Consider the following 11,662-nt stretch of genomic DNA (forward strand, 5'->3'; position numbering starts at 1 on the left):
TCCGGAAAGGGCCCATGAGATAAAAAGGGCCCACCCGGCGACACACCGAGCGGACACACTTTTTGTCACTTAACCCCTTTTTTCGTCGTTAAGCGGGAACGCGCGTGTCGTAGTAGCCTTCGCGGCGCTTGACCCACGCGATGACGGCGTAGGTGATTGGCATGACTACGATTTCGACGGCGGTCTTCCAAATGAAGCCGACGATGACGTAGTTGACGAAGGTGCCCCAGGTGTCGATGCCGATCGCGGTGGCGGCGATGGAGCAGAAGATGAGCGTATCGACGAACTCACCAACCACAGTCGAGCCCATCAGGCGCGCCCAGAGAGCCTTTTCGCCAGTGCGCTTCTTAATGGCGTTGAGCGACCAGGCGTTGAGCAGCTGACCGACGACATAACCGGCCAGACCTGCGAGAACAAGCTGCGGGACGGTGCCCAGGACGGTGGCGAATGCTTCCTGATTTTCATACCACGGTGCCGCTGGGAGCTTGATGGCGGCAAAGAAGCAGAGCATTGCGCCGGCGAGGATGGCGAAACCGGTCCACACGGTGCGGCGGGTGGCTTTGTAGCCGTAGCACTCGGAAAGCACGTCGCCGATGACGTAGCTCAAGGGGAAGAGGAAGAAGGCACCGTCGGTGGCCAGGCCGAAGATTTCCACGCCCTTGGTGGCGGTGATGTTGGAGACGATCAGCACGCCGATGAAAATGGCCGTGAACATCGGGTACAGCGATTTTGGTACCGGGATGTGGCGTGGCGTGTGTGCTGTGGATTCGGACTTAGTTGCGTTCTCGGGCGCGTGCGAGGTGCTCACAGCGGCAGGCTCGGCGTTGCCCGGCCCAGACTTGGGCAGGTTTTCGTTATTTGTCACGGGAGGGAATGTTACCTGCCGCTTAGGGCTCCAAGCGAGCGCCGATGAAGTCTTCGAGGCCGACTTTGCCTCTCATCCTCTAACTCCTGTGGGTTTGAGTCCGCAGGAGTTAGAGGATGAGCGGGTTTAATTATTTGTTTTCTTAGCTCCACGCTTACTGCGCATTCCGTTAACAATAAATGTAAAACAGCTTACAATCAGGCTGGCAAGAGCGATTAAGCAGTAGAGCAGCGCGCGATCTGTCTTTGCCGTAATAGCTGCTGTACTCATAACGGCAGTCTGGTTAGCTAGTTTGCTCAATGTGTACATCCCATTTGCGATGCCCAGGAGACAGAGGAGGCTCACGACTAGTCCGATAATGGAAATCGATGCTAGCCAATTTACGCGCAAACGTGATGACATTGTTCTCCTCTAAAAGATCCGCTTACAAAAAGTCACGCATACATTAACCCTTGATTTTATTGAGAGGTCATGAATGCCTTTCGAGTAATAGATGAATTTCCTCCAAGATGATTTGAATTATTCAACCGGAGATCTTTCCCCAAGATTTCAACTATCATCTTGGGGTCTCGCTAACATATTCCTGTGACCAGTTCCCAACGGTTGACTAATTCCACTTTACCCACCGGCCGCTACGCCCCTTCGCCGACCGGTCGGCTGCACCTGGGAAACCTGCGCACCGCGGTTCTCGCCTGGGCGCACGCCCGCGCGCAGGGCGGTCGCTTCATCGTGCGTATCGAAGATATCGACCGCCAGCGCTCCCGCCCCGAGTATGAGGCGCAGCAGCTCGCCGATCTCGAGGCCATCGGCATAGACTGGGATGGCGCCCCGGTCCGCCAGTCAGAACGCTCTGACCTGTATGAATCCGCGCTCGCCGACCTCACGCAACGCGGCCTGACTTATCCCTGCTTCTGCACGCGCCGTGAAATCCTCGCCGCCTCCTCCGCGCCGCATGGCGTGCCAGGGCAGTATCCCGGCACGTGCCGTTCGCTTGACGACGAGCACCTCTCCGCGAAAAAGGCCGAATTTGCGGCGGCGGGGAGAAGGCCGTCGATACGCCTGAAATCGCAGGTGAGTGAGGGGGCCGCGACCGATGAGCTGTATGGCGAGATTGCCGCTCCGATCGATGACTTTGTCCTCCAGCGTGCCGATGGCATGTGGGCCTACAACCTGGCGGTCGTCGTCGATGATGCCGAGCAGGGTGTCACCGAGGTTGTGCGTGGCGATGACCTGATGTCCTCGGCCCCGCGGCAGGCGTACTTAGCCGGATTGCTCGGTCACACCGCACCTTCGTTCGTGCACGTTCCGCTGGTGGTGAACTCTGAAGGGCGGCGACTGTCCAAGCGCGATGGCGACGTGACTCTCGGCGAGGTGTCGGTGGATGCAGCGCAGCGGTGGATTCTGGATTCGCTGAGCGGTGGCGGTGATGCTAGCGATGGCGGCGGGAGCGTAGAGCTCGACTCCATCGCTGACCTCCCGGAAGCCCTGCGTGCGGGTCTGGAAATTCCTCGCGAACAGGTGATTTTCTAGGGGCTGCCGAGAACTACGGCTAGTACATACGTTAGGGGCAAGAGTGCGAATGCAACTAGTGCCGCCACGATTGTCAAACCGTTTGCCCGGGCCTTCAGTGCTGCAAGAAAGCTAACCAGGCCGAATCCGAAGACTCCGACGGCGAGGGGGATTGTCCAGGCATCGGAGAGCGCAGTGCTGACGAAAAACAGTCCAATGTAGCAGGTCAAGGCTAAGAGAAGTGCAGCAACTGCAAAATTGCGGGAGCGGTTCATGATATGGGTCTTAGGATTCCGCTAGAGGATCTTTGCCACCTAATTTCATTTCGAAGCGTTTGTAATCCTCGAGGGATGCGAAGTGGCGAGAATAGATGTCGATGTCTGTATCGACGCGACCGTAAAGAGCGGGGGCGACATCGACGATGTGGCGCAACGTGACAGATCCTCCCGAGTGGGAAGGATCTTCTGGGGCTAATTCATTTTCGTGGGCTAATGCTTCGACCTGCGCGTATGCGGCGCTATCAGAATCGGCAAAGACAATGTATAAGTCCTCACGGAAGAAGCTCTCATTCGCCGAGGTTGAATCTCTTTGCTTTGTTAACTCAAAAACTGCAATTCCGATGTATGGTTCCATCTATTTTTCCGTTCTTCGATTGCCGCCTAGTTCAGTACGAATTTGAGGCTTTCTTACTGGACGCCACGTTTACTCGAATTGATAAACATTGGATTGTTGCTGAAACCTGCGCTTACCCTATCACTGCCGATACCCTCGGGACATGCCTACTCTTCTAGTCGTCCACCATTCCCCGACCCCGCTCCTGCAGGAGGTCTTAAGTCACGCGCTCGAGGGCGCCAACGATCCCGCGCTAGAGGGCGTGGATGTCAAGGTTGTCGAGGCTCTCGACGCCACCATCGATGACCTGACCAGCGCCGACGCTATCCTGCTCGGCACCTCCGCCAACTTTGGATACATCTCCGGCGCGCTCAAGCACTTCTTCGACACCACCTTCCGGGAGGCGCAGGAAGTTACCAAGGGGCTGCCATTTTCCTACTGGATCCGCGGCGGCTTCGACACCACCGGGGCGGAAAACGCCATGAAAACCATCACGACCGGCTACAAGTGGGAGCTTGCGGCCGAGCCCGTCGTGTTTGTCGGTTCGCTTGACGACGACATCTCCGACCGCCTGGTAAATCTCGGTGGCACCATGGCTGCCCAAATTTTGGGCTGATTGAAGATTTAGTGTCGAGGCCGTGAAATAATGGCCGGGTGAATGATTCAGGGGCACAAGGGTCGCAAGTGACGTCGTCAAGCGAGAAAAACCGCAAGCCCATGATGAGTCTGCTGGGGCCTGCTTTTGTGGCGGCGATTGCCTACGTGGACCCCGGAAATGTGGCTGCGAACCTGTCCGCGGGCGCGAGCTATGGGTATCTGCTGCTGTGGGTGTTGGTGGTGTCCAACCTCATGGCGATGGTTGTGCAGTACCTGTCGGCGAAGTACGGCCTGGTGACGGGGCGGTCGCTGACCGCAGGTGTCGCCGACCGCTTCGGTTCGAACCGGCCGGGGCGGCTGGCGTACTGGGTGCAGGCCGAGATTGTGGCGGCAGCGACGGATGTGGCGGAAATTATTGGTGGCGCCACGGCGCTGTACCTGCTCTTTGGGACGCCGATGCTGCTTGGCGGTGTCATTGTTGGCGTGGTCTCGCTGGGGCTGTTGTTGCTTCAGGGTGGGCGTTCGCAACGCACTTTTGAGGGCGTGATTGTGACGTTCCTGCTGGTCATTACGGTGGGGTTCCTGGCCGGGCTGTTTGTCACGGGCCTGAGTCTCGGGGAGATGGCCAGCGGAATTCTGCCACGCTTCCAAGGCGCGCACACCGTGGTGCTGGCGGCATCCATGCTGGGTGCGACCGTGATGCCGCATGCGGTCTACCTGCACTCCGGGCTGGTGCGCGACCGCGAGTACAAGGTGGAAGATGACTCCTCGCTGCGCCAGCACCTACGGGCCACGCGTATCGATGTCTTCGGTGCCCTCGTGCTGGCTGGGTCGGTGAATATCGGCATGCTGTGTCTCGCGGCCGAAGCACTTCCGGGAGTGGAGGGGACTGACTCCATCGAAGGCGCTCACGCTGCCGTGACCAGCGTGCTTGGCCCCGTGGTGGGCGTGCTCTTCGGCGTTGGGTTGTTGGCCTCCGGGCTGGCGTCGTCCTCTGTCGGTTGCTACGCCGGTGACCTGATTATGCGTGACCTGTTGAAAGTGCACGTGCCGATGCTGGTGCGCCGCATAGTCACCATCATTCCGGCGCTGCTCATTATCGCCAGCGGCGTGGAGCCGACCTGGGCGCTGGTGCTCAGCCAGGTGGTGCTGTCGATTGGTATCCCGTTTGCGCTGGTCCCGCTGGTGCGCATGACCTCCTCGCGTGCCGAGATGGGCATCTGGGCCAACACCCCACTACTGCGCCGGGTCGCGTGGGTTATCTGCGGGCTCATCATCGCGCTCAACGTGGCGCTGGTGGTCCTGGTGCTGACGGGGAAGGGGTAGCTTCCGGGAGTGGCGGGGCGGGGGCCTCGTCGTAAAGCGTGCGGGAGATGGTAGACAAAGCTGTCTAGTTGGTGTTAGGGTGGGCGGCACGATCACAAGATATCGACGAGAAATGGCCTTTGACAGCGTCGATAGGCAACCGCCCGATTCGCGGACCCGGTGCCCCAAAGGAAGATCAGCCCCACAGACCGCCTGCGGGGAAGAGCGAATAGGAGCGCCAAATGCACACCTCAATAAGCGACGTCCACATCATCCACCTCAGCCGTCACACCGCTGACCTTCTCGTCGACGGCCGACCCGTCGCCATCCGGCTGCAAGAAGCCGACATCGACCCCCACTCCCGGAATCTCGTCCAACTCCCCGTCGACCCTGCCTTCTACGCCACCCTCCGCGGCCAACAACGCGCCGACTACCTCAGCGCCCACGTCCGCGACGGCGTACGCTACGGTCGCATCCTCTGGCACGAGCTTGACGACGGCCGCCACTTCCTCACCATCCCCACCGTCGGCGGCTACCACGTGCACCAGGTCTTTGAAGTCCGCCGCAGCCGCGAAGGAGTGTGGAGTCGGCACTGAGCTTGGCTTGGTGGGCGCAGCGTGATGGACGTGGCGTTGCGTGGGTGAGCGTGGTGATGAGCGCGGCGCGATGGACGTGGCGTTGCGTTGATGAGCGCGGCGCGGATGCGAGCGGGAACCTCTCCGCCTAGCCTTGGGCTATGCAGGTACGAGACTCCGCAACACCCCCGTTCTGGCCCACCGAAGGCGAAGGCGACTTCTACACCGACGCCGCCGCAGCCGTCGACCGGCTCACCGAAATCCACCGGGCAGGGATGGCCTACCTAGTCGAGCAGTACACCGCCGCCACCGAAGGAAATTCCGGGAGTGGGCCGGTGCGCGCCTACTACCCCGAACTACGCTTCACCGTCCCGGCCGGCAGCGCCGTCGAGGATGTCGACCCCTCCCTGTCACACGGCTTCGTCGACCGTCCGGGAGTGTATGCCACCACCATCACCCGCCCGGTGATGTTCCGCACCTACCTCATCGAGCAAATTACCGACCTGCTCGCCAACCACGGCGGCGAAGTCGAGGTGCGCGTCTCCGACCAGCCCATCCCACTCCGGATGTGCCGCGGATTCGACGCGGCCGCCGAGGAAGCGGCGGGGAGGGAAGGGGCGTCGGCAAGCATGCTGGCGGCAGTGGAGAAGACGTTTACCCCCATCGACTCCGCCAGCATCGACGACACCATCGCCGACGGCGAAGCCGACTACCTGGGCCTGCTCATCAAACCCTTGAGCCTCTTTACCGCCCAGCGCATCGACCTCGCCCTCCAGCGCCTCGAGCACTACACCGGGTCGCACGCCGCAAACATCCAGCGCTTCGTGCTATTTACCAACTACCAGCTGCACACGGACGTGTTCCTCGAATACGCCGCCACCCTCACTCCCGGAAATCCGCACGGGTACACGGCGCTGGCGTGCCCGGGTGGGCAGCGCTACGACATCGGCGCCATCCCCACTCCCGGAATTTGCCGTCAGCACGCGCACGCCTCGCAGATGCCGGCGTACCACCTGCTTCGCGACGACCAATGCGGCATCACCATCATCGACATCGGCGTCGGCCCCTCGAATGCCAAAACCATCACCGACTGCCTCGCCGTCACGCGCCCGCACTGCTGGATGATGGTCGGACACTGCGCCGGTCTCGACGGCCGCATGCGCATCGGCGACATGATTCTCGCCAACGGCTACGACCGCGCCGACGGAGTCCTCGACAACTACGTGCCCCTGGAAAAGCCCATCCCACCGATTGCGGAAATTCAGCTCGCCGTCACCAACGCGCTCGCCCGCGTCTCCGGACTCACCGGCGATGAGCTGAAAAAGCGTCTGCGCACCGGCACCGTGCTGTCGACCTCCGACCGCAACTGGGAGTGGCGCTCCCAGGCCGACCTCTACCGAGAGCTGCAGAAATCCACCGCCATCGGCGTCGAAATGGAATCCGCCACCATCGCCGCCAACGGCTACCGCTTCCGCGTGCCCTACGGCGCGTTGCTCAGCGTCTCCGACATGCCGCTGCACGACAAACCCAAACTCCCGAAATCCGCCCGCGAGTTCTACCAGTCCTCCAAGGAGGAGCACCTCATGGCCGCCGTGCGCGCGTGCGAGGACATGGCCGCCGCTCCCGACACCCTCCACTCCCGGAAGTTACGTCGGCCGGTGGGAGAGGTCGCGTTCCGGTAGGGCACTTTCGGGAGTGCGTCGTCAAGCCCGTTTGTGCAGATTGTGCATGCTTTACGACGGCTGTGGACAACGCCAAAGAAGCGATTGAAGCCGCCCACTCCCGGAAACTAGCCTTAGCCCCATGACGACATTGGGACTGCTCAGCGCGCTGGCGACACGGGGTATTGACGTGCTCGCCGACCTGCGCGCCGCACTCCCGGAAAAATCCACCGGGCACCGGGAGTTGGCAGCCAGCATCGGCTTCGACCCCTTCCGCCTCAAGCGCCTGCTGCGCTGTGCCGAGCGGCTGTTCGGCACGGTCGAGGGCGATATGGATGTCGAATCCCGCGACAAAGCCGTCGCGATCGCCCGGGAGCTGAAGCTGTCGCTGGACACGGTCATGCAGATCGACAAGCGCTCCGGGCAACTCAACAACGTCGAAATCCGGGAGTACTACCGCCTGGACTTCACCCGCGCCGCCGCAGCATACGACTTCGAGGGCCTCGACACCTACATGCGCACCAAGGTCAAGGAGCTCAACCGCACCGACGAGCCGCCGCAGCACCTGCGCGCCCACGTCTCCCGGAATCCGGACATCCGTGGGATGAAGCATCTGCAGGTCACCGGTCCGGCGAACATGATTGACGACCTGGTCGCGCCGCTGACCGTGCGCGCAGCTGAAATCGCCAAAGCGCACGAGGATTACACCCGGGATCGGTGTGTCGGTCAGGCGCTGGCAGAACGCTTGGCACACGGGTCGGAGGGGCCGCTTGACGACGTCGACAAGCTCCGTTACCAGCCCGCGCTCATCGTAACCGCGCAAGACATCGTGGAGTACAGCCCGCGGTTTGCGGCGACCTCCAACGGCTCCGTCCTCACTCCCGGACAATTCGTCGAGGCATTGCTCGCGGACACCGGCTGGGTGCTGGTCTACGACGAGCACAACACGCCGACCGACCTACTCCCGATGCACAACCCGCGCCTGGCGACGGAGGAACAGCGCATTGCGATGATCCTCGACAACCCCATCTGTGCCTGGCCCGGGTGCCCGCGCCCCGCCCACGCCGGGCAGGCCCATCACCTGGTCGCCAGGAAAAACGGCGGCGCCACGACCATGGAAAACATGGTCATGACCTGCAAAGAACACAATGCCGCCAACGACGACGACAGACAAGGCCTCAACGGGCACCTCGAGCGTGACGACGGCTCCGGCGCGGTCTACCGCCACCCGCCGTCTCCGCACGCGCCGCCCGAATTCAACCTTGCCTTCCCGACAGCTCTCGCGGGGCGGGCCTACTCGGGCTACCGTCAGCGCGAATAGCTTTACAGATATACCCATAGGGGGTATATATTGGGGTATGGCTAATCAAACTTTTACTGTTACTGGCATGACATGCGGACACTGCGAGGCATCGGTGCGGGAGGAAGTCTCTGAACTCCCGGGAATCACTGATGTCCAGGTTGACCGCTCCCGGAATTTCCTTTCCGTGACCTCGGATGCAGACATTGACACCGCTGCCGTAATCGCAGCAGTGGATGAAGCTGGCTACAAGGCGGTCGCAAACTAATCCCCAAAAAAGAGGAAAGCAGATGTCCGATCAGCAACTTCTCACTCTTGATATCCCCGTCGGCGGGATGACGTGTGCGTCGTGCGCAAACCGTATTCAACGCAAGCTGAACAAACTTGATGGAGTTAACGCGAGTGTGAACTATGCGACCGAGAAAGCGCATGTGGAGGCGCCGGCGGACATCAACCCGCAGCAACTCATCGACACGATCGTGGCGGCGGGTTACACCGCTGAGCTTCCGAGGGAAGAGACCGCAGAGGAACCGGGAGCTGCTCCCGAAGAAAAAGACCGGGAGCTGCAGGACCTGCGCAATCGCGTCGTCGGCGCTGTCATCCTCACGGTTCCCGTCATCGCGATGTCGATGATTCCTGCCCTCCAATTCACTAATTGGCAGTGGCTGTGCCTCACGCTCTCGGCGCCGGTCTTTGTGTGGGCCGGCTGGCCGTTCCATCGCGCGACGCTGAAGAACCTGCGTCATGGTGAAGTCACCATGGACACGCTGATCACCATGGGTACGACCGCCTCGTTCCTCTGGAGCGTCGGGGCGTTGTTCTTCGGGCGCGCCGGGCTGCCGGGGCTTAAGCACGAGTTCCACTTAACGGTCACTCCCGGCGATGCTGATATGAACATCTACCTCGAGGCGATGGCCGGCATCATCATGTTTGTGCTGCTTGGTCGTTATTTCGAGAAGCGTTCTAAGCGCAATGCTGGTCAGGCGCTCCGGGAGTTGATGAAGCTCGGCGCCAAGGAGGTCTCCGTTCTCGAAAGTTCGGGAGTGGAGAAGAGGCTGCCCGTGGAGCAGCTCCGCCCGGGAGTGGTGTTCGTCGTTAGGCCTGGTGAGAAGATCGCGACGGACGGCGTTGTCGTGGAGGGCACGTCGGCGGTGGATGCGTCGATGCTGACCGGCGAGCCGATGCCTGTCGAGGTCGGCCCTGGCGATGAGGTGACGGGGGCGACGATTAACACGTCCGGGCGGCTGCTTGTGCGGGCGACGCGCGTGGGCTCGGAGACGCAGTTGGCGCAGATGGCAGCGATGGTCGAGGCGGCGCAGACGGGCAAGGCACCGGTGCAGCGGCTGGCGGATCGGGTTTCGGGAGTGTTCGTGCCCGCCGTCATCGCGATCGCCGCGGTCACGCTCGGTGCGTGGTTGCTCACGGGGCACGGCGCGAGTGAGGCGGTCACGGCCGCGGTCGCCGTGCTCATCATCGCGTGCCCGTGTGCGCTTGGCTTAGCGACGCCCACAGCGCTCCTGGTCGGCACGAGTGAAGGTGCCAAGGCTGGTGTGCTGCTGCGTGGCCCGGAGGTGCTGGAGTCGGCGCGGAAGGTCGACACGGTTGTGCTGGATAAGACCGGCACGGTGACTACGGGTGTGATGGAGCTGACGGAGGTCCCTCCCACTCCCGAAAATCTGCTGCCGCTTGCCGCTTCGGTGGAGGCGGCGTCGCATCACCCGATTGCGCAGGCTATTGTGCGTGCGGCGGATCCGGATTCTCTACTCCCGGTTTCGGATTTCCGGGATATTCCGGGAGTGGGGGTTGAAGGCACCGTGGATGGCCACCGCATCGAGGTCGGCCGCTCCGGGGAAAATTCCGGGAGTGGGGGGACGGTGGTTGCGGTGCGCCGCGACGGCGAGCTCCTGGGCACGTTGGAGGTGTCGGATTCGGTGAAGCCGACGTCGGCGGCTGCGGTCGCGAAATTCCGGGAGTGGGGGGTGCGGCCGATTCTGCTGACCGGCGACGCCGCCGGCCCGGCGTTTCGGGTCGCAGATGAGGTCGGTATTGCTCGCGAGGATGTGATTTCGGGAGTGATGCCGGAGGATAAGGTCGCGACGATTGAGAAGTTGCAGGCTGGCGGCGCGTGTGTGGCGATGGTCGGCGATGGCATCAATGATGCTGCGGCTCTTGCGCAGGCGGATTTGGGCATGGCGATGGGCACGGGCACCGATGTGGCGATGGAGGCTGCGGATATCACGCTGGTGCGTGGTGATCTGTTGGCGGCTGCGGATGCGCTGCGGTTGTCACGCCGGACGCTCCGCACGATTCGTTCGAATCTTTTTTGGGCGTTTTTCTACAACGTTTTGGCAATTCCTGTCGCCGCGCTGGGGTTGTTGAATCCGATGTTGGCTGGCGCTGCGATGGCGTTTTCGTCGGTTTTTGTGGTCGGCAACAGTCTGCGTCTGCGCGGTTTTTCTCCGAGTCAACCAGCTATTCAAAAAGGAGTAACTCATGAGTGAGTCTTGTTGTTCGTCGCAATCGCATTCGCTTGACGACGATTCTTGCTGCCATGACACCACTGATCCCGGTTATCTCGTGGAGAAGCGGCGTTATGAATCCCGTATCCGTCGCATTGAGGGGCAGGTTCGTGGCATTGGTCGGATGATTGAGAACGAAGAGTACTGTATCGATGTTTTGACCCAGATTTCGGCGGTGAATTCGGCGTTGAAGTCGTTGGCGTTAACTCTTCTGGATGCTCACCTCCATCACTGTGTGGTGCATGCGGCTGAGGGCGGCCCGGAGGAGTTGGACGCCAAGCTGGAGGAGGCCTCGGCGGCGATTGCTCGGCTGGCTAAGTAACTCCCGGAAAAATTCCGGGAGTGGGGGGCGAAACAGCAGTCGGCAGTCGGCAACCGGAGTTGGTTGTTGTTGGTTGCACCGGTTGCGCGGGAGTGTCGCTTAAATGCCTCGTTTTCCCTGGTAGGGGGCGCGTTTTGGGAAAATGAGGTTTGTTGGGTAGTCTTTAACGACGTTGGAGGATTCGACTAGCGGCCTATGTCACACGCCTGGAACGCGTGCGGGAGTCACATCCCTCGTGGGTTCAAATCCCACATCCTCCGCAGAGTGAAAACCCCCGGTTTACGCCGGGGGTTTTCTTGTATTTATGCAGGTGAGTGGATTTGCGGGTTAAGTGACAAAAAGTGTGTCCGCTCGGTGTGTCGCCGGGTGGGCCCTTTTTATCTCATGGGCCCTTTCC

At 61.3% G+C, this 11,662-nt stretch carries 13 protein-coding genes, 1 tRNA gene and 1 riboswitch; of the genes, 9 read left to right on the forward strand and 5 right to left on the reverse strand.

The features are described 5' to 3' along the window. Positions 1-88: 88 nt before the first annotated feature. Both QP982_RS10320 and QP982_RS10325 read right to left on the reverse strand, forming a co-directional pair. Positions 89-865, reverse strand: a complete 777-nt coding sequence (locus QP982_RS10320) for a queuosine precursor transporter (RefSeq protein WP_284870518.1) — start codon at positions 863-865, stop codon at positions 89-91. A 126-nt stretch (positions 866-991) separates the two neighbouring features. Next, the gene (locus tag QP982_RS10325; RefSeq protein ID WP_224783815.1) at positions 992-1,135 is read right to left on the reverse strand and encodes a hypothetical protein; all 144 of its coding nucleotides are present in this window, start codon (positions 1,133-1,135) and stop codon (positions 992-994) included. A gap of 315 nt (positions 1,136-1,450) precedes the next feature. Here QP982_RS10325 and gluQRS point away from each other — a divergent pair, with 315 nt between their 5' ends. Further along, complete coding sequence (gene gluQRS / locus QP982_RS10330) at positions 1,451-2,395, forward strand: tRNA glutamyl-Q(34) synthetase GluQRS (RefSeq protein ID WP_016421857.1); 945 nt, start codon at positions 1,451-1,453, stop codon at positions 2,393-2,395. Here the strand turns inward: gluQRS and QP982_RS10335 are convergent. Both QP982_RS10335 and QP982_RS10340 read right to left on the reverse strand, forming a co-directional pair. Then, entirely contained in the window at positions 2,392-2,649 is a 258-nt protein-coding gene (locus tag QP982_RS10335) for a hypothetical protein (RefSeq protein ID WP_016421858.1), read from the reverse strand. The genes gluQRS and QP982_RS10335 overlap by 4 nt on opposite strands. Before the next feature lie 10 nt (positions 2,650-2,659). Further along, a complete protein-coding gene (locus QP982_RS10340; protein WP_016421859.1) occupies positions 2,660-3,007 on the reverse strand; it encodes a DUF4288 domain-containing protein in 348 nt (115 codons plus the stop codon). Between the two features lie 142 nt (positions 3,008-3,149). Here QP982_RS10340 and QP982_RS10345 point away from each other — a divergent pair, with 142 nt between their 5' ends. Then, a complete protein-coding gene (locus QP982_RS10345) occupies positions 3,150-3,602 on the forward strand; it encodes a flavodoxin family protein (RefSeq protein ID WP_016421860.1) in 453 nt (150 codons plus the stop codon). A 68-nt stretch (positions 3,603-3,670) separates the two neighbouring features. Continuing rightward, a complete protein-coding gene (locus tag QP982_RS10350; protein WP_284870519.1) occupies positions 3,671-4,909 on the forward strand; it encodes an Nramp family divalent metal transporter in 1,239 nt (412 codons plus the stop codon). Between the two features lie 90 nt (positions 4,910-4,999). Further along, positions 5,000-5,120, forward strand: a riboswitch (SAM riboswitch). 19 nt (positions 5,121-5,139) lie between these two features. On the opposite strand, the gene QP982_RS10355 is transcribed toward QP982_RS10350, so the two are convergent. Continuing rightward, complete coding sequence (locus QP982_RS10355) at positions 5,140-5,481, reverse strand: hypothetical protein (protein ID WP_284870520.1); 342 nt, start codon at positions 5,479-5,481, stop codon at positions 5,140-5,142. Positions 5,482-5,624: 143 nt separating this feature from the next. On the opposite strand from QP982_RS10355, the gene QP982_RS10360 reads away from it, so the two are divergent. The 6 genes from QP982_RS10360 to QP982_RS10385 all read left to right on the forward strand — a co-directional run bounded on the left by QP982_RS10360 (position 5,625) and on the right by QP982_RS10385 (position 11,525). Continuing rightward, on the forward strand, positions 5,625-7,145 hold the full coding sequence (locus QP982_RS10360) for an AMP nucleosidase (RefSeq protein ID WP_069359018.1): 1,521 nt from the start codon (positions 5,625-5,627) through the stop codon (positions 7,143-7,145). Between the two features lie 121 nt (positions 7,146-7,266). Then, positions 7,267-8,445 carry an HNH endonuclease signature motif containing protein gene (locus tag QP982_RS10365; protein WP_284870521.1) on the forward strand — a complete coding sequence of 393 codons (1,179 nt, stop codon included), beginning with the start codon at positions 7,267-7,269 and terminating at the stop codon, positions 8,443-8,445. Positions 8,446-8,482: 37 nt separating this feature from the next. Beyond that, positions 8,483-8,692 carry a heavy-metal-associated domain-containing protein gene (locus QP982_RS10370; RefSeq protein ID WP_049172422.1) on the forward strand — a complete coding sequence of 70 codons (210 nt, stop codon included), beginning with the start codon at positions 8,483-8,485 and terminating at the stop codon, positions 8,690-8,692. A gap of 22 nt (positions 8,693-8,714) precedes the next feature. Next, on the forward strand, positions 8,715-10,925 hold the full coding sequence (locus QP982_RS10375) for a heavy metal translocating P-type ATPase (RefSeq protein ID WP_284870522.1): 2,211 nt from the start codon (positions 8,715-8,717) through the stop codon (positions 10,923-10,925). Then, the gene (locus tag QP982_RS10380; RefSeq protein WP_065421667.1) at positions 10,918-11,265 is read left to right on the forward strand and encodes a metal-sensitive transcriptional regulator; all 348 of its coding nucleotides are present in this window, start codon (positions 10,918-10,920) and stop codon (positions 11,263-11,265) included. The genes QP982_RS10375 and QP982_RS10380 overlap by 8 nt, the downstream gene beginning before the upstream one ends. Before the next feature lie 174 nt (positions 11,266-11,439). Further along, a tRNA-Ser gene (locus QP982_RS10385) sits at positions 11,440-11,525 on the forward strand. Positions 11,526-11,662: the final 137 nt, after the last annotated feature.

The sequence above is a fragment of the Corynebacterium sp. MSK019 genome, from assembly GCF_030232425.1.
Classification (GTDB): domain Bacteria; phylum Actinomycetota; class Actinomycetes; order Mycobacteriales; family Mycobacteriaceae; genus Corynebacterium; species Corynebacterium jeikeium_D.